Below are 17,938 nucleotides of genomic sequence, written 5' to 3' on the forward strand. Positions count from 1 at the left end.
TCTATCGTAACTTCCGCATTCCTCCCGACACTGACCCTACGGGTACAGTGCGGGGCTCCTGCGATTTCTAGCTGACGCGACTGGTCACTTCGTTTCTGGCCAAGTGGGCAGGTTCGAGGCATTCAAGGGAGAACTTCGAGGGAGTAAGCGGCGCTGCGGCCATAGCGGCTGGGGTCGTACATTTCTTCTGCCAAAGCAGGAGCCACCTGGAATTGGCCGGGGATCTCCGGACGGAAGAGATAGACAAACTCATGGCGACCCTGCTTGAGCTCGGTGCTGAAAAAGGCCACGCGGTCATCCCGATTCTCTTGGCGGGTCCAAAACCAGTCCCACCAGTAGTCTGGGGCCAAGCCGGTGAACTCTCGCGGATCCTGGGAGGTGATCTCGGCGCCGCTGGGCAGGGGATCCTCGACCACCACGTAGTGGCTGTCCCGCTCGGCTTCCACCGTCAACCGGGCCAGGAGGATTTCTCCGGCCCTTACTGTGTCGCCAGGGCGCAGCGGCTGCTCTCGGTAGCGGATCTCCCCGTTGGGTTGGAGCTGGGGCTGTAGGCGGAAGTAGCTGCGGCTCACCGCAAAGCCTTGGGCTTGAGAGGGCAGAGGGTTGGGGACGAAGGCTTCTCCCCTCAAGCTGTAGTAAAGGGGGCCGGGGCCGGACTTTTCCAGGCGCAGGCTGCTCAGGTTCCCCACTTCTGCGTCAGCCCAATCCAGCCCATAGCGGGGATCCCCAGCGCCGGCCTGCCAGCGACCGAGAAGGGATCCGGTTGTCCCATCCAACACCCGCACCTCGCCGGGGCTGGGAAGCTGCTGCTGCTGGGCCTGGTAGTAGGCAGATAGGCCGAGGAGAGCATCGGCGGTGGCTTTGGTGGTGCGCCAGCGGTTGTTTTGCCGCTGCTGGAGAAGGGCCTCGGCAATCTGGGCAGCCCGGTCATCCTGCAAGCGAACGGCCAATTGCAAAAGCGGGCCGGCCACCTCCATGTCGTCGTAGGTGGAGCGCTCGTGGGTTGCCAAGGAAGAGGCAGCTGGGATAAACCAGCGCCCTTGGGGATCCTGTTGCCGCCGTTGCAGGGCCTGATCCAGATCCGCCTGGGCAGTGTTCCCTTGGCCCAGTTGCAGGGCGGCCAGCCCTCGGTAGGCCAGGCCAAAGGTGGAAAGCTGGGCCGGCGGCGGCAGGTCGGCAGTTACCAAAGCGGGATCCCAGAGGGCCAGGCTGTAGGCGACAAAAGCCTGCAGATCCGGGGAGAGGGCTTGGGGCTGGGCCAGTTGAGCGGCCAGATAGTCCAAAGCCTGCCGCACCCGCCACTCTTTGAGGGCATAGCCGGCGGCTTGGGCAAGATGATATCCCTGCAGGATGTATCCGGTCAGATAGGGGTTGCTCCGGTCATGGGCCCACCAGCCCCAGCCCCCATCGTAGTTCTGGGATCCCTCCAGTCGCTGCAAGCCGGATCGAAGCACTCGAGGCAGCCGCTCCAGGGTTTGCGAGCGCAGGTTCAAGCCCAACTGCTCGCTGACTTGGGCGACGGCTAGGGCGGGCAAGAAGCGGCTCAAGGTCTGCTCGGTGCAGCCGTAGGGGAACTCCACCAGGTAATCCAACGGCCCCAGCAGGGCTGCTGCCGGGCTGGCAGCCAGTTCCAGATGTAGCTGCCGGGATCCCGGCACCCAGGTGGCGGGCCAATCCAGCGGCAACTCCAGACTGCCAGACTCCCCTTCACGCAAGCCAGACGGGGTTCCCAGTTGGCCCACTTGGGAGAAGCGATGCGCCGCCCCAAAGGGCTGGCTGGGGATCCGCAGTTGCAACGCATCCTGCAACCCATCCCCTTGCACCCAGACCCGCAGAGAGGTATCTCCGGCCCCCAGAACCTGGAGAGGCCATTCCACCCGCCCCGCTCCTTGGGCCGGCACGGTGAGGCGTTGTCGTTCCGGGCCTTGCAATTTCAAGATCCCACCGGCAGGAACAGGAACTTCCAGCCGCACCTCCACCGCTTGGGCTTGACCCGTGCGGTTTTGCACAATGGCCGCCAAGGTGAGCTGATCCCCCACCCGGAAAAAGCGGGGAGCGGCCAAGCGCACCAACAGGTCTTTGCTAACCGAGACTGTGGCAAGAGCGGATCCCACCTGGGTGTCGGCAGTGGCAGCGCGGGCGGTCAAGCGCCAGGTGGTCAGGTTGTCGGGCCAACGCACCTGTACCTGAGCCAGGCCATCGGCATTGGTGACCAGATCCGGGAACCAGGCGGCGGTATCGCGAAAGTCTTCCCGCACTTGGCCGGCCAGCTTGTCAGCACCGCCGGGATATTGCTGAGGGAAAGAGGTAGTGGTGGTAACTTGGTTGCCCTGGCGTCCGTAGAAGAAGCGGCGAATATCCGGGGTGAAGTCGGGTCGCAATAGGTAGAGGGCATTGTCCACAATCCCCAGACCCACCTCGGCGCTCACCGGCTGCCCTTGGGCGTCGCGGGTGCGGATTTGGATTTGGGCGGTCTCGCCCGGTCGATAGGTGGGTTTATCGGTTTGCAGCTCCACCTGCAAAAAGCGATCCAAGGGGGAGACCCGCAGCAGGGCCTCGCTTTGGTACAGCCGCCGCTCTGGGCCGATGGCAGTGGCAGTGACGTAGAGATTGGGACGATAGTCGCCGCGGATGGGCAGCCGCAGCGTGGCCGTATGCCCCTGGAGACGCAGCACCTGCACCTGGTGCAGCCGGGATCCCTCAATGCCCACCAGCACCGCCACATCCGGCAGCGGCGAGACTATCAGGATCTGGGCCTCCTCCCCCACCTGGTAGATCTGCCGATCCGCCACCACCTCCAGGCTGGGCAGGGATCCCCAACTTTGTAGGGGGCTGCCCGGCTCCACCACCCAGAGATAGTCCACCTCCTGCACCCGTTCGCGCCAGCGGTGCGGAGCACTTTGACGGCGGGGATCCCATGCCGTCAACCGCACCCGGTAGTCTCCCGGCTCCAGGTCGGCGGGCAGGTGGAGGTCGAGGCTGCCTTCCCCGTTGACAATCTGAAAAGGTTGCCGCAGCAGGGTATCTTGCCGTTGGTAGGTGCTGCTCTTGGGATCCCAGCGCCAGCGCTCCAGGCTCAGCTCTCCGGTGGCGCTGACGGGGCGGCCATCGTAATCGCGGGCTTGCAGCCGGTAGGTGAGGGTATTCCCCGGAGCCGGCAGATGGCGGTTCACTTCCGCAAACAGAGCAAATTCGCCAGCCGTGACCCAGGCCCGCGCCGATCCTGTTACCGTCCGGCGGCTGATATCGGTCACCTCCACCTCGATGCGCAACTGCTGCACCTCTTGGGGGCCCCAGTAGCTGTCTTCTTCCCAGTTGAGATCCTGCAGCAGGCGATCCAGGCGAAACTCCGCCCGCCCTTGGGCATCCGTCACCCCTTCCCCTTCCGCCACCAACTGGCCGTAGCCGCCGTAGTAGCCCTGCTCCTCTCCCAGGTCGTCGGCAAAATACTCTTCTGCAGCAGAACGGGGCAACAGCCCATAGCGCAGGCTCCAGTCGGGGCTGCTGTAAACTCGGTAGCGGAGCTGGGCAGCGGCCACCGGCGCGCCGAAAAGATACTCGGCCTCCACCTGCACCTTCAGGGATTCCCCCCGCACCAGCCAAGGTCGGTCGGGCACCACCGCCACCTCAAACTCCGGCTTGCGGTAGGCTTCCACCTGAAAAGAGGTGTATTCGCGGCTGGATCCCTGCGGCCCTGACACCTGCCACTCCAGGCCGTAGCTGCCCAGGGACGCTTCTTCTGGCAGTTGAAACTCCCCATGGACACTGCCAAAAGCATTGGTGGCCAGGGTTTGTTCGCTCAACACATCCCCGTTGGGGGCCGTAAGGGTCAGTTGCACTGCTTGTCCTGGGGGGGGCGGCGTGAGGCGGGTTTGCTCTCGCACCAGGGCGCGGAAATAGACGGTTTGGCCAGGACGGTAGAGGGGACGATCCGTGTAGGCGTAGATCCGGTGGGGTTGGTTCCAGCCATAGGCGTAGCTGCGGGACAAAGCCTGCAGGGTGTTGTCGGCACTGCGGCCATAGACCACCAGGGAAGAACCCTCTCTCGCCGGCAGGCCAAAGCGGGCCAGCCCCTCTGCATCGGTGGTGGCCGTCAGGGGATCCCCCCACTCCCCGAAAACTTGGATCTGGATCCCCGACAGGGGACGCAGCTCCCGCAAATGCACCGCCTGCACCACCAACTGGCTGGCATCCTGCTTCTGGATGAGGCCGAGATCGCTCACCAAAAACCAATGGTCGAAACGGGGCAAGGGTGCAGCCGCATTCAGCGGCTCCCGGCCCTCCGCCTCCACCCAGTAGGCCCCCGGCGGCAGGATCCCCAGCTCCAAGGTTTGGGCTGTCCACCCCTCTCCTGGCCGTCGCGGTACCGGCTGCTGCCAACTGCGCACAAGCTCCCGCCGCAGGGTGGGATACAGAGCCGGATCCAAGGATCCATAGCCGGCATCCGCCAAATCTCGCAAGAGAGGGGATCCCTGCAGCTCTGTCAGGGAAAAGCGATAGAGGCTGAGCTGCACCGAGCCCAGGCTGGTGGCCCGCCACTGCAGCCGCGCCGGTTCTGCGGTCGTAAACACCTGGCTGGTGCTGTAGAGATAGAGACCGGGGGGGACAAGCTGAGGGCGCAAGGTGGGGATCCGAACCGTTGCCCCCTCCCGCACCAGAACGGATCTCTGGCTGCCCACCTTTTCCAGGCCGGATCCCTGCACCGTCACCTGGTATTCCCCAACAGGCAATCGATCCAAGCGATATTCGCCATCTGAGGCCAAGCTGGCGCTGCGCGTGACCGGGCCGGCTGCAATGACCTGCACATCCCCAGGCGGAGCCTCTGCCGGCAGCTCCACCCGTCCCGCCAGGGATCCCGTCGGCTGTTCGGAAAGCAGAACCGCCAGCCCTACCCCCAAAAACACCACCAGGGCCGCTAACCATCGCCTCAGCATGGGATCCCTCTCCTCCGTTGCTCTGACTTTGCCTCTTTCGACCCAAACTATCAGGAGCCAGCAGCAGAACCTGTGTAGAATTTACCGTCCAACTTCGAAGGATCCCTTCCGGCTACTTCACCAACTCGAACACGTTGAACATGGGCAGGTACATGGCCACGATAATGCAGCCCACCATACCCCCCAGGATCACGATCATCAACGGCTCCAGCAGGCTGGTGAGGGCGCGTACCGCCTCCTCCACCTCCAGCTCGTAGAAATCCGCCGTCTTCATCAGCATCGCGTCCAGCTCCCCTGTCTCTTCCCCCACGCTGATCATCTGAATGGCCATGACTGGGAAGACCTTGGCCTTGCCCAGAGCAGGGGCAATCTGCCCTCCCTCTGAGATGGATTGGCGGGCGGCGTCAATGGCGTTGGCCACCACCTGGTTGCCGGAGGTGTCGCGCACAATTTCCAAGGAAGTCAGCACCGGCACCCCGGAGCGGGTGAGAGCGCCAAAGGTGCGGCAGAAGCGAGCCACCGCCGACTTCTGGATCAGATCCCCGAAGAGAGGGAGCTTGAGGGCCAGCGCGTCGATGGTCTCCTTGCCGGCAGGGGTGCGGTAAAAGCGCCGGAAAGCAAAATAGACGGCCCCTAGAAAGCCCACCAGCCCCAAGCTGTACTGGGGCGTGCGCAGGAACTTGCTGATGTTGATGAAAAACTGGGTAAAGCCGGGCAGCTCCCCACCCAAGTCGTTGTAGATGCTCTCAAACGTGGGCAAGATGAACAGCACCATGCCCAAGAAAATCAAGACAGCCAAGATCGTCACCACCACCGGGTAGGTCATGGCTGACTTGATCTGCTTCTGCAGGCGATCCATGTCCTCCAGCAGCTTGGCCAGGCGGTTGAGCACTTCGTCCAGCACGCCGCCCACCTCCCCCGCCTGCACCATGCTGCAGTAGAGGCCGTCGAAGGCGTCGGGATAAGGGCGGATGGAGTCGGAGAGGTTTTTCCCCGCCTCCACCTCCGCTCGGATAGCCCGCAGGTACTTTTTGAGTTTGGGGTTGCCGGTTTGCTCCTCCATGATGGTGAGAGAGCGCACCATCGACACGCCAGCGTTGATCAAGGCAGCAAATTGCCGGGAGAACACTGCCTTGTCGCGAATGTCGATGGATCCCAGCATTGAGAAATCGAAAGACGTATCCAAGGAAAAGAAGGGTTTCTCCTCCTGAATGTCTTCCTGTTTGGCAAAAATCCCGTCTCGGCGCAGCCGTGCACGAACTTCGGTCAAGCTGTTGGCCACCACCGTCAGGCGTACCGGCTGACCGGCCTTTAACCCCCGAACCTTGTAGCGCGGCATGGCTGTACCCCCGGCTAGATCGCTCTAAATAACGAAATGGCTTTAAATGTTTCGCAGGTGCAAAAGAGAAGTCAGCCCAAACCTTGGGCAGATCAACAATCTCTCAGCTAGAGCTTAGCCACAAATCAAGTCAGCGGCTAGAGATCGGCAATGAACCCTCACCCTGGGATCCCAGCACTGCCTGGTGGCAACGAGGTTTAGCGACGGGCGGCAACTGCTGGTGGCCGCTGTTGCTGGGCAGCCGCGGCTGGCGAGGGCCCGGTAACGTTGCCCAAAAGCCGTTGCAACTCCTCGGGGCGAGAGGTCTTAGACATGGCCGTATCGAAGTCGATCTTGCCCTGTAGGTAAAGGTTAGCCAGATCTTGCTCCAGCGTTTTCATGCCCTGCTTGCCCCCCGTCTGGATAGCCGAGTAGATCTGGGCAGTTTTGCCCTCCCGAATCAGGTTGGCAATGGCCGGCGTCACCACCATGATTTCCTGCACCAGCACCCGTCCAGGCTCTCCTGGCTTGGGATTGAGGCGGCGGGCCAGAGTTTGGGAGAAGACGGCCTTGAGGGAGTTGGAGAGCTGCACGCGAATCTGCTGCTGCTGCTCGGGCGGAAACACATCCACCAAGCGATCCACCGTCTGGGCGGCAGAACTGGTGTGTACCGTGGCAAAGCAGAGGTGGCCCGTCTCGGCGGCGGTAATGGCCAACTGGATGGTCTCCAGATCCCGCATCTCCCCGATCAGGATCACATCCGGATCCTCCCGCATCGCTGCCCGCAGGGCATTGGCAAAACTCTTGGTGTCTTCCCCCAGTTGCCGCTGGTGGATGATGCTGCGAATGGGGGTGTAGATATACTCAATGGGATCCTCGATGGTGAGGATGTGCTCGGCCCGTTCGCGGTTGATCATGTCGATCATGGAAGCCAGCGTAGTCGATTTGCCAGATCCCGTTGGGCCGGTTACCAGCACCAAGCCCCGCGGCAGGCGAGCTGCTTCCTTACACACATCCGGCAGGCCCAGCTTGTCGATGTTGGGGATCTCAGAAGCCAGGGCCCGCATGGCGCAAGCATAGGTGCCGCGATCGCGGTAGACGTTCACGCGGAAGCGCCCGATCCCCCGCACCCCATAGGAGCAGTCCAGTTCCCAGTTTTGCTCCAGCTGCTTGCGCTGGTTGTTGTTCAGCATGCTGAAGATCAACCGCTGCACCTCCTCTGCCGAGAGAGGCTCATGCTCTGTCGGCTCAAGGTGACCATTGATGCGGAAGTAGGGGGGCAAACCCGCCGAGATATGAATGTCGGAACCGCCCTTTTGGACGATTGCTTCCATGAGGTCTTCGATCATCAGTTGGGGCATAGGGTTGGGTTCTCCAAAGGCGAGTAGAACTGTCTATCAAAAGAGCCGCCGGCCAAAGCCATGTGAGAAAGGCAACTGTATAGGACTGTTATAGTCGGCACCCCAACATCGTCAAGTGCCAAGCCGACTTCCTAAAACTTCGGGGTCAGGCAATAGGGGCAGTCCATCCAGTCCACATGCAAGGCCGCGCCACAGTTGCGGCAGGTGCTGAGAGCCTTGGCACGGGCCTTCAGCTCGCTTTCCAGACCCTTGTCGGTGAGGGTCACCCGATCCACCTCCTCCAGCGTGGTGAGGCCCTGCTTCACCAGCATCAAACTGTAGGCCAGCAGGGTTTTCATGCCACTTTCCACCGCCGCTTCTTTGATCACCTCCGTGGGGGCCTCTTTGTTGATCAAGTCCGCAAGGCGGTCGTTCATGCGCATGAACTCGTACACCCCTACCCGACCTTTGTAGCCCACGCCCCCACACTTCTCGCAGATGGGCTTGCCGGTGGCCTTGCGCTGCTCCACTTCTTTGGGGGAGAGCTTGTTGGCTTTGTAGAAGGTGAGCTGCTCGCCATCGCCACTGAGGGTAAGGCCATAGCGGGCCAGCTCCTCCGGCGTGGGGTGGTAGGGGATCCGACATTCGGTACACACCCGGCGCATCAAGCGCTGGGCCAACACCCCCAGCAACGAGCTGGAGATCATAAATGGCTCGATCCCCATCTCCGTCAGACGGGCAATGGCGCCAGGGGCATCGTTGGTGTGCAGCGTGGTCAACACCAAGTGGCCCGTGAGGGAGGCTTCGATGGCGGTTTTAGCCGTCTCGTGGTCGCGGGTTTCCCCCACCAGGATGACATCCGGGTCTTGCCGCAAGAAGGCCCGCAGGATCATGGCAAAGTCCATGCCCTTTTCTCGGATCACCTGCACTTGGGTGATCCCCGGCAGCGAGTATTCAATGGGATCCTCGGCGGTGCTGATGTTGATGCCCGGGTCGTTCACCTCCGCCAGGGCCGAGTAGAGGGTGGTGGTTTTCCCGGATCCCGTTGGCCCAGTTACCAGGATTAGGCCAAAGGGTCGCCTGACAATCTCCTTGAAGCTTTCCAAGGTCTCTGGGTCGGTGATCAGCTTGTCCAGCCCCAGTTGGGTGGCGGAGTTGTCCAGGATCCGCAGCACGATCTTCTCCCCATAGCGGGAGGGCAGGGTGCTGACCCGGAAGTCCACCTTGCGCCCCTTGAAGACCCGCCGAATCCGCCCATCCTGGGGCATGCGCCGCTCGGCAATGTTCAAATTGGACATGATTTTGAAGCGAGCGGTGAGGGCAGGGACGATCTTCTTGGGAAAGTTTTCAAAAGCCTGCCGCAACACCCCATCTTTGCGGAAGCGGATGCGCAGGTATTCTTCTTGTGGCTCGATGTGGATGTCGGACGCCCCATCCTGCAGGGCCTTGACCAGGATCTGGTTGGACAGTTTAATAATCGGGGCATCATCTGCCGATTTGACCTGCTGCTCCAGGGATCCCTCGCTGGCCTCATCGGCAGCCACATCCTCAATAGCATCCAGATTGATTTCGGCAATGTTGACCACCACCTCTTCTTCCTGTTGGGCAGCAGCCGCGTCGTTGATCCCCTTGATGGCCAGCAGCTCCGCCTGCGCATCCATGTAGCGGTTGATCAGGGTCTCGAAATCCCGCTGGGTGAAGACCCGCCGCTGCAGCTTCAGCCCCTGGATGCGGAAGCGCCGTTGAATGTCGTCCAGTGCCTGCAGGTTGTCTGGCTTGACCATCGCCACCGTCACCTGATTGTCTCGACGGCGAATGGGCAAGAACTTGTAGCGGTTGCAGATGTCGAGGGGCAAGATCGAGTCGATCAGCCCAATCATCTCGGAGATCTCCACCGGCTCCAGGTCGACATCCAGGGAGGGGATCCCGTAGATGATTTTCAGTTCAAAGAGCTGCTGCCGTTTGTAAGCCCGCTCCAGGTCAGGGGTGATCTCTTTGCCCACGATATCCTTGACCACCAGAGCCAGGGCCTTGCTGTTGCCCTCTCGATCCGCTTTGAGGGCGTTTTGGATGTCCTGGATCTGCTTATCGTCGGCAAAGCCCAGCTCCTTTAACTTGCGGCCAAAGGGGGTAATGCTGACGTTGGCGATGGCCAGAGCTTTGCTGGCAGCGCCGGCGCGGCGCGAGGTAAAGGGAGGGGAAGGAAGATCGCTCATGCTGGCGGGTCACCCACAATGCCTCTATTTCACTGCACTTGGCTGCTAAGGGTCAACGGTAAAGATACATAAGTCTGGACTTCCCAGAGGCCGCCAACCCTGGGCTTACTATGCCCCAACTCGGCTCAAATCTCGCATTCCTATCCACCTCACCCCCTAAGTCTCGCAGACCAGCGCTTGCGACCGCTGGGTCAAGTAAAGATTTTCGCCGTAATCGACAGGGCAGTCGATGAGGGTGGGCACCGGCTGCTCGAGGGCCTGCTTCAGGATGGGGATCAGGTCGGCAGCCTTTTCGACGCGGTAGCCCTTGAGGCCCATGCTCTCCGCCAGCTTGACGAAGTCTGGATTGCCGAACTTGACGAAAGCAGCCTCGTTGTATTGATTGTGTTGCTTCCACTCGATCAGCCCATAGCCGCCATCGTTGAAGATGAGAGTTACAAAGGGAGTGCCCACCCTGAGGGCAGTTTCCAGCTCTTGGCAGTTCATCATGAACCCTCCATCTCCGGTTACGGCCACGATGCGCCGGTCGGGATGCACCAATTTGGCGGCCAAGGCCCCCGGAATGGCGATGCCCATGGCGGCAAAGCCGTTGGAGATGAGACAGGTGTTGGGTTTGTCACAGTGGTAGAGGCGGGCCATCCACATCTTGTGGGCGCCGACATCGGAGATGACGATGTCTTCCGGTTGCAGGACTTGGCGCAGGTCGTAGATCAGCTTTTGGGGCTTGATCGGGTAGCTCTGATCTTGGGCATAGCAGGTGTACTCGCGGACGATGTTCTGCCGCAGGCTGATGCCATAGGGATCCGGCTTGCCCGTGCGATCGCAGCGGCGCAGGATCTCCATCAGGGAGTCGGAAATGTCTCCCACCACCTCCACTTGCGGGATGTAGCTGCTGTCGATTTCTGCGGGCAGGGCAGCGATGTGAACGATGGGGATGGTGCCGTCGGGGTTCCATTTCTTGGGAGAGTACTCGATGAGGTCGTAGCCGACGGCGATCAACAGATCGGTTCGGTCGAAACCACAACTGACCAGATCCCGCTGTTGCAGGCCAACGGCCCACAGGGACAGGGGATGGGTGTAGGGGATCACCCCTTTGCCCATGAAGGTATTGGCGACGGGAATATTCAGGCGGGTGGCAAATTCGGTGAGGGCGCTGCTGGCTTGGGCGCGAATGGCCCCATTGCCGGCCAAAATCAAGGGGTTGCGGGCGCGGGAGATCAGGGACGCCGCTTCGTTCAGGCTTTGATAGGAGGCGTAGGTTTTGTCCAGGCGATCTCTCCTCAAGGGAGTGCCGCTGGCTTCCATGGCGGCGATGTTTTCCGGCAAGTCGATGTGGACGGCCCCGGGCTTCTCGGTTTGGGCCAATTTGAAAGCCTTGCGCACGATCTCCGGGGTGATGCTGGGGCGCACGATCTGGGCATTCCACTTGGTGACGGGGGCAAACATGGCCACCAAATCCAGGTATTGATGGGATTCGATGTGCATGCGGTCGGTGCCGACTTGGCCGGTGATGGCCACTAGGGGTGCTCCATCCAGGTTGGCATCGGCAACTCCGGTCATCAGGTTGGTGGCGCCCGGCCCCAAGGTGGAGAGACACACCCCCGCTCTGCCCGTCAGCCGGCCATAGACATCGGCCATGAAGGCGGCCCCCTGTTCGTGGCGGGTGGTGATAAAGCGAATTGAGGAGCGGCGCAGGGCTTGCAGGACTTCCAGGTTTTCTTCGCCGGGAACGCCGAAGATGTACTGCACCCCCTCATTTTCCAGGCAGCGAACCAGCAGTTCGGCGGTATTCATGGTGGCAAGGGTATGGAGAACGGTGGATCTGGATCCCACCATAGACGGCGGACGGGGCAAGGGATAACTTGTTTTCTGGGCTTGGGGACGGGGGCAGGCTGGGCTGGGAACCAAGCTAAGCTCAAAGGGGCGGCCCAGGCCCAATTGCCCCTCCAAGCTTCCTCTTCTGGAGATGCCCATGCGGCTCTACGTCGAACCCTTCACCGTTCACAAGCGCTACGCCTTGACCATCAGCCGGGGTACCCACAGCGAGACAACCCTGGCTTGGGTGCGGATTGAGGAGGAGGGAATTGAAGGGTGGGGGGAGGCCTGCCCCTTTTCGGTGAGCGACGACTACCACCAGTCTCTGGACGACATCCTGATGGGCTTGGACGTGGCCAAAGGGATCCTGCGCCGCCACTCCCCCTGGGAGCGACAGCCAATTGAGGCGGAACTGCTGCAGGCCGGGATCCCTTCGGCAGCGCGGGCAGCGGTGGATATGGCCCTGCACGATTGGATGGGCAAACGGCTGGGGAGGCCCCTGTGGCAGTTGTGGGGGCTGGATCGCTCCCGCATTCCGCCCACGACGATGACGATCGGCATCTCCACCCCGCAGGCGGCCCGCCAGCGCGCCTTGGCCTGGATGGAACAGACCCAAGCGCGGGCCTTTAAGATCAAGCTGGGCAGCGACTCGGGGCTGATGGCGGATCAGAACATGCTGATTGCTGTACAAGAGGTGATCCCGCTGGGATCCCTGATTACAGTGGATGCCAACGGCGCTTGGACGGTGGAACAAACCCTGAGCATGAGCAACTGGCTGGCGGGGCAAGGGGTGAGCTACCTGGAGCAGCCTTTGGAGAGGGGGCAGGAAGCAAAGCTGATCACCCTCTGGCACGAGTCGAAGCTGCCCATTTTTGTGGATGAGAGCTGTATGGACAGCCGCGATATCCCCCCTCTGGTGGATCGCGTCCACGGGATCAACATTAAGCTGATGAAGTGCGGGGGCCTCAGCGAAGCTTGGCGCATGATCCACACCGCCAAAGCCCACGGCCTACAGGTGATGTTGGGCTGCTACAGCAACACAGCTCTGGGGAATACGGCGGCGGCCCACTTGGCTCCCCTGGTGGATTACCTGGACTTGGATAGCCACCTCAACCTCACCGACGATCCCTTTGCCGGGGCCATCCTGCAGGACGGCTGCCTGCTCCCCACCGACCGACCGGGTTTGGGGGTAGAGCTGAGGGAGGAATGATGGGAAGGCCGGAATCCCTGTCCAGCGAAAGTCGCGTGGCCATCCTGCTCCACGGGGGGTTGCTGGGGGAGCATGGGAAAACGGGGCTGGGGCTGCTGCGCTACGGCTCCTTCCCGGTGGTGGCGGTGATCGACCGGGAGCAGGCGGGGGGATCCCTGGCCCATCTGACCGGAATAGCCAAAGACATCCCCATCGTGGCCTCGGTGGAGGAGGCGCTGGCCCACCGGCCTGAAGTTCTGGTGATTGGGATTGCCCCTTCAGGGGGGCAGTTGCCGCCAGCCTGGCGGGAGGAGTTGGGCCTGGCCCTGCGAGCTGGCCTATCTCTGGTGAATGGGCTGCACACGCCTTTGGCCGAGGATCCCCAGTTTCGGCAGTGGTTGCAGCCGGGGGCCTGGATCTGGGATATTCGCCGCGAGCCCCCCAACCTGTCGGTGGGGAAAGCCCTGGCCCGCACCTTGCCCTGTAAACGGGTGTTGACGGTGGGCACCGACATGAGCGTGGGCAAAATGTCCACCAGCTTGGAGCTGCACCGGGCCAGCCTGAGACGGGGCCTGCGCTCCCGCTTTTTGGCCACCGGGCAAACCGGGATCCTGATCGGCGGCGAGGGGATCCCTTTGGATGCGGTGCGAGTGGACTATGCCAGTGGGGCGGTGGAGCAACTGATCTTACGCTATGGCTCTGACCACGACATTCTGCATCTGGAAGGTCAGGGATCCCTGCTCAACCCCGCCTCTACGGCCACCTTGCCCCTGTTGCGCGGATCCCAGCCCACCCACCTTATCCTGGTACACCGCGCCGGCCAGACCCACATCAAGGGGATAGACTACGTGCCCATCCCGCCCTTACCCAAGGTGATTGAGCTGTATGAACAGGTGGCGGCAGCTGCCGGGGCTTTTGCCCCCGCGCCCGTGGTGGGGATTGCCCTCAATACCTTCGGCTGGGAGGAAGAAGCGGCCCTGGAGCAGATCCGCCGGGTGGAAGCCGAGACCGGACGGCCCTGTACAGATGTGGTGCGCTTTGGGGCGGATCCCTTGTTGGAGGCAATTCTGGCGGCAGGATAACTCAGTTTGCAGACAGCGGATCCACTCCCATTGTCCATCTGGGAAAAACTCATCATCTTCAACAGGTGAGCGATTCAGATGGTTCCCGGTGCCGTTGTCTTCTCTGAGATGCGATCTCCTCAGCCAGGTATTCTCGATCCAAGTCGCTCCCATTGGCCGGGGGCCAGGAACTGGGCTTGCTCCGTGTTCAGAGAAGAGGCCTTCAATCTTCGGAAAGTAAGCCGATGGGTACACCTGCACAGCCAAGATGGGATCCTAGATTCACAGTCTTCCCCAGAACTCCAGATGACAACTCCCCCCGAAAAGCCTGATCCCAAAATGAAATCGGGATCCCTGCGATCCGGGCTGAGCATTGCCCTGTTCCTGTTTTTGCTGGTGTTGGCTTCCTACTTGAGTCTTAACTTTCTGCTGGCCTTGGTGGACAAGCTCAGCTAACTGCTTACTTTGTAAACTGAGCAAACTGATCCCTCAGCATCACCCAGGTGCTGCCGGCCCAGATTTGCCGATAGCCCTTTGTCGCCGACGGCAGGAAAGATACACTGGATTTACAGGACTTAACACCTTCTCTCAGTTGCCCCCTTGCCACCATGAGCCCCCTCTTTTGGTTGAGGCTGCCCTCTTTCTCCTGGCCTTCGCCGGGATCCCTTAAGCTTTATTCCAGATCCTACTCTGGATCTCAACCAGGGCCGACCCTAGCCCGCCGGGATCCTTCCTGGAAGCGTTGGCTGCGCTATCTTTATCTGCGCCTGTTGCGGCTGCAATCGTCGCCAAAAGAAATTGCCCGTGGCTTGGCGGTAGGGGTTTTTGCCGGCTGTTTCCCCATCTTCGGCTTTCAAACGTTGGCCGCTCTGGTGTTGGCTGTTCCGTTTCGGGGCAACAAGCTGGCGGCGGCGGCAGGGACCTGGGTGAGTAACCCCTTCACCTATGTTCCCATCTATGCATTCAACTACCAGGTGGGAGAATGGCTACTGGGATCCCGAACTGTCCTTCCCACCACAGAGCTGGTGGCGGCCACCTGGCAAAACTGGATGCAGTGGGGCTTGGAGATGTCGGGCACGCTGTTTGTTGGCTGTGCGTTTGTCGGTTTTTGGGGATCCCTTGTCAGCTATTTTCTGGGGCTGTGGTTGGTGCAGCGGATTCGTCGGCGGCAGAGAATGGCCGGCAGGGGTCTGTGAATGGGCGCAAGGCGATTCAGAATCCCAACTGAGAACCCAATCCTGGACAGTCTGCAGGTGCAGAGATCCATCCGTTTTCACAGAGCTTTTCACAGATAAGGTCTCATGATGGAAGACATGCGAGCGTTGTTGACAGACCTCAGCCGTCGCTCCCAGCGATGGGGGGAGCAGTTGGGATCCGCTTTGCAGACGGGTATGAACCAGCTCACGCAAGCCCCTCAGCCCATTGTGTTGCTCTCTTCGCGGGAACTGGAGAAAATGCGGCGGGCTTGTCGCCTGGCGGCAGATCTGCTCAAGCACTTGGAGCCGATGGTGCGACCAGGGGTCACCACCCAAGAGCTTAACGACGAGGCCGAGCGATGGACGCGGGCGCATGGGGCCAAAAGTGCCCCTTTGGGCTACCATGGCTTTCCCAAGTCCATCTGCACCAGCGTCAACCACGTGGTCTGCCACGGCATTCCCAGCCCCAAGCAGATCCTGCGAGAAGGCGACATCATCAACATCGATGTCACCCCGGTTTTGGATGGCTACCATGGCGATACCTCCAAAACCTTCTTTGTCGGACAGCCTTCTGAGCGGGCGCGGCGCTTGGTGGAGGTGACCGAAGAATGTCTGCGGCGGGGCATTGCTGCCGTCAAGCCGGGGGGGAGAGTCGGCGACATTGGCGCTGCCATCCAAGAATATGCCGAGGCCCAGGGCTACAGCGTGGTGCGCGATTTTGTCGGGCATGGGGTGGGACGGCAATTCCACACGGCCCCCCAGATCCCCCACTACGGCGAACGGGGAAAAGGGGAGAAACTCCGCCCCGGCATGGTGTTCACCATCGAGCCGATGATCAACGAGGGCACCTGGGAGGTGAAGGTGCTCTCCGACGGGTGGACGGCGGTCACTTTGGATGGCAAGCTCTCGGCCCAATTTGAACATACGGTCGCCGTTACCGAAACCGGTGTAGAGATCTTGACCCTGCCTTCCCAAAGCCCCTGAGCCGATCATGAACAGCGCCCCCGCTCTCCGCCTGCGCCTCTCCTCCGAGAACCTGCTGCTGCTGCTGGCGGCGGCAGTGGGGTTGGGCACGGGGCTATCGGTGGTTGGATTTCGCTACTTGATTGGCTGGTGGCGCTATCTGCTGCAGGACACCCTCGTGGATGGCATCGGCAGGGCTGCAGAACACTATGGCCTGTGGCTGCTGGGATCCTGGCCGCTGGCTCTGGCGCCGGTGCTGGGGGGCCTGCTGATCGGCGCTTTGGGGGCAGTTGTGCCCTTTCCCAACTTGAGCCTCTCCGGCTTGGTGAGTCCTGCTCGTCCTTTGGCACTTCAGCCCTGGTGGATCCCGCTCAAGCTCTTGGCGGCTGCCATCTCGTTGGGCGCGGGAGCTTCCCTTGGCCCTGAGGCCCCCAGTGTGGAAAGTGGCGCTTTGCTGGGATCCCTGCTGGGGCAAAACCTACGCCTCTCGCGGGAGCGGGTGCAACTGTTGATGGCTGCCGGAGCAGCGGCTGGCCTGGCGGCAGGGTTTAACGCGCCCATTGCCGGGGTGTTTTTGGCGCTGGAGCTGGCTTTGGCCCGCACCTTCACCACTTCTGCTGTCAGTGTGGTGGTGTTGGCGGCGGTGGTCTCCGCCTTGATCGCCCAGGTGGGGTTGGGGGCACAACCCGCTTTTCTTTTGCCCACCATCACCCAGCCGGCTTTTGTCTTGCCGGACTACGAGCTCCACAGCTTGCTGGAGGTGCCTCTGTATCTCGGCTTGGGCTTTTTGGCCAGCCTGGTTTCTATGGCCTTCAGCTACACCCTGGAGTGGGGCAAGCACCTGTTCAACAGTGGCCCCCTGGCGGCCTGGCCAGCTTGGAGCAAGCCCATTTTGGGGGGCGGGATCCTGGGCTGCGCAGGTTTGGGGATCCCATTGGCGTTGGGGGTGGGCTATGAAACCATTGAGTCGATTCTGCAGGCCGTTCCCTTTTCTCTTGGCCATCTGGGCCTGCTCCTATTGGGCAAGCTGTTGCTGAGCGCTTTGAGCCTGGGCAGCGGCTTTGTGGGGGGAACCTTTGCCCCGGCTTTGTTCATGGGGGCAGTGCTGGGGGCAGGCTACGGTCAGGTGCTATCTCAAGCTTTGCCCTTGATTGCCTTGTCTCCCCCTGCTGCCTACGCCATGGTGGGCATGGCGGCGGTGTTGGCGGCCAGCGTGCGGGCTCCGCTAACGGCCATCTTGCTGCTGTTTGAGATGACGCGGGACTATCACATTGCGCTGCCGGTGATGGCGGCAGTGGGTTTGAGCATCTGGCTGACGGAGCAGTTGCATTCGCCGGCCATCTACCCTTCCGCCCGTCGCTATCGCCACGCAACGCTTGACGGAGTCCTTGGGCAGGAGCCTAGAGAGCTGACGGTGCAAGAGGTGATGGTGCCCCCATCTCTTTTGCTTCGGCAAGACACACCGCTGCGAGAAGCTCTGGAGAGTTTGCTGCAGCAAAAGTGCCATAGCGCGTTGGTGGTGGACGGACAAGAGCGGCTGCGGGGCATTCTCACCCTGGAAGATCTGGAGCGGGCCTTGGCCCATAAGGAGGCGGCGGAGTTGGCGGAGCTAACCGTACAGGAGGTCAGCCAATCTCCGGTTCTCACCACCTTCCCCGATGAGGCGGTAGCGGTGGCAGCTGAGCCGATGTACGAATACGATTTGCGCCAATTGCCAGTGGTCTCGCGGGAAGACCCGGAGCAGATCGTCGGCCTGTTGGATCGAGAGCGGGTGCTACTCTCCCAAGAGATTCAGTCGGTGCGGCAAGCCCTGGAGCCGGAAGTTCACCCAGCAGAGAGCATGACTCTAGTCAATAATAAGCTCAACTATACTGAAAATAATGTATAATATGTTCAGTACGGATTA

General features: G+C 61.3%; 11 protein-coding genes. 6 read left to right on the forward strand and 5 right to left on the reverse strand.

The features are described from left to right. Positions 1 to 122: 122 nt before the first annotated feature. The 5 genes from NW828_RS10945 to NW828_RS10965 form a co-directional block, all read right to left on the reverse strand. The gene (locus NW828_RS10945; RefSeq protein WP_414383841.1) at positions 123 to 4,934 is read right to left on the reverse strand and encodes an alpha-2-macroglobulin family protein; all 4,812 of its coding nucleotides are present in this window, start codon (positions 4,932 to 4,934) and stop codon (positions 123 to 125) included. A gap of 112 nt (positions 4,935 to 5,046) precedes the next feature. Further along, positions 5,047 to 6,273, reverse strand: coding sequence for a type II secretion system F family protein (locus NW828_RS10950; protein ID WP_414383844.1), 1,227 nt, complete (start codon positions 6,271 to 6,273; stop codon positions 5,047 to 5,049). Between the two features lie 197 nt (positions 6,274 to 6,470). Beyond that, positions 6,471 to 7,613 carry a type IV pilus twitching motility protein PilT gene (locus NW828_RS10955; protein ID WP_414383847.1) on the reverse strand — a complete coding sequence of 381 codons (1,143 nt, stop codon included), beginning with the start codon at positions 7,611 to 7,613 and terminating at the stop codon, positions 6,471 to 6,473. Between the two features lie 131 nt (positions 7,614 to 7,744). Continuing rightward, complete coding sequence (locus NW828_RS10960; RefSeq protein WP_414383850.1) at positions 7,745 to 9,808, reverse strand: GspE/PulE family protein; 2,064 nt, start codon at positions 9,806 to 9,808, stop codon at positions 7,745 to 7,747. 156 nt (positions 9,809 to 9,964) lie between these two features. After that, a complete protein-coding gene (locus NW828_RS10965) occupies positions 9,965 to 11,602 on the reverse strand; it encodes an acetolactate synthase large subunit (protein ID WP_414383868.1) in 1,638 nt (545 codons plus the stop codon). A gap of 178 nt (positions 11,603 to 11,780) precedes the next feature. Between NW828_RS10965 and NW828_RS10970 the strand changes: the two genes are divergently transcribed. From NW828_RS10970 to NW828_RS10995, 6 genes are all read left to right on the forward strand, one after another. After that, on the forward strand, positions 11,781 to 12,833 hold the full coding sequence (locus tag NW828_RS10970; RefSeq protein WP_414383853.1) for a dipeptide epimerase: 1,053 nt from the start codon (positions 11,781 to 11,783) through the stop codon (positions 12,831 to 12,833). After that, complete coding sequence (locus NW828_RS10975; RefSeq protein ID WP_414383856.1) at positions 12,833 to 13,894, forward strand: DUF1611 domain-containing protein; 1,062 nt, start codon at positions 12,833 to 12,835, stop codon at positions 13,892 to 13,894. Before NW828_RS10970 ends, NW828_RS10975 begins: the two co-directional genes overlap by 1 nt. A gap of 285 nt (positions 13,895 to 14,179) precedes the next feature. Continuing rightward, entirely contained in the window at positions 14,180 to 14,329 is a 150-nt protein-coding gene (locus NW828_RS10980) for a hypothetical protein (RefSeq protein ID WP_414383859.1), read from the forward strand. A 152-nt stretch (positions 14,330 to 14,481) separates the two neighbouring features. Next, entirely contained in the window at positions 14,482 to 15,069 is a 588-nt protein-coding gene (locus tag NW828_RS10985; protein ID WP_414383862.1) for a DUF2062 domain-containing protein, read from the forward strand. Between the two features lie 195 nt (positions 15,070 to 15,264). Further along, positions 15,265 to 16,053, forward strand: coding sequence for a type I methionyl aminopeptidase (map, locus tag NW828_RS10990; RefSeq protein WP_414342345.1), 789 nt, complete (start codon positions 15,265 to 15,267; stop codon positions 16,051 to 16,053). Between the two features lie 7 nt (positions 16,054 to 16,060). Then, the gene (locus tag NW828_RS10995; protein ID WP_414383865.1) at positions 16,061 to 17,920 is read left to right on the forward strand and encodes a chloride channel protein; all 1,860 of its coding nucleotides are present in this window, start codon (positions 16,061 to 16,063) and stop codon (positions 17,918 to 17,920) included. Positions 17,921 to 17,938 lie beyond the last annotated feature (18 nt).

The organism is Synechococcus sp. W55.2 (genome assembly GCF_047461635.1).
Lineage (GTDB): Bacteria > Cyanobacteriota > Cyanobacteriia > Thermostichales > Thermostichaceae > Thermostichus.

Coding starts and splice junctions, on each gene's coding strand:
- NW828_RS10950 (WP_414383844.1), bottom strand. CDS start 6,273: ATGCCGCGCTACAAGGTTCGGGGGTTAAAGGCCGGTCAGCCGGTACGC.
- NW828_RS10995 (WP_414383865.1), top strand. CDS start 16,061: ATGAACAGCGCCCCCGCTCTCCGCCTGCGCCTCTCCTCCGAGAACCTG.
- NW828_RS10970 (WP_414383853.1), top strand. CDS start 11,781: ATGCGGCTCTACGTCGAACCCTTCACCGTTCACAAGCGCTACGCCTTG.
- NW828_RS10980 (WP_414383859.1), top strand. CDS start 14,180: ATGACAACTCCCCCCGAAAAGCCTGATCCCAAAATGAAATCGGGATCC.
- NW828_RS10960 (WP_414383850.1), bottom strand. CDS start 9,808: ATGAGCGATCTTCCTTCCCCTCCCTTTACCTCGCGCCGCGCCGGCGCT.
- map (WP_414342345.1), top strand. CDS start 15,265: ATGAACCAGCTCACGCAAGCCCCTCAGCCCATTGTGTTGCTCTCTTCG.
- NW828_RS10955 (WP_414383847.1), bottom strand. CDS start 7,613: ATGCCCCAACTGATGATCGAAGACCTCATGGAAGCAATCGTCCAAAAG.
- NW828_RS10965 (WP_414383868.1), bottom strand. CDS start 11,602: ATGAATACCGCCGAACTGCTGGTTCGCTGCCTGGAAAATGAGGGGGTG.
- NW828_RS10975 (WP_414383856.1), top strand. CDS start 12,833: ATGGGAAGGCCGGAATCCCTGTCCAGCGAAAGTCGCGTGGCCATCCTG.
- NW828_RS10985 (WP_414383862.1), top strand. CDS start 14,482: ATGAGCCCCCTCTTTTGGTTGAGGCTGCCCTCTTTCTCCTGGCCTTCG.
- NW828_RS10945 (WP_414383841.1), bottom strand. CDS start 4,934: ATGCTGAGGCGATGGTTAGCGGCCCTGGTGGTGTTTTTGGGGGTAGGG.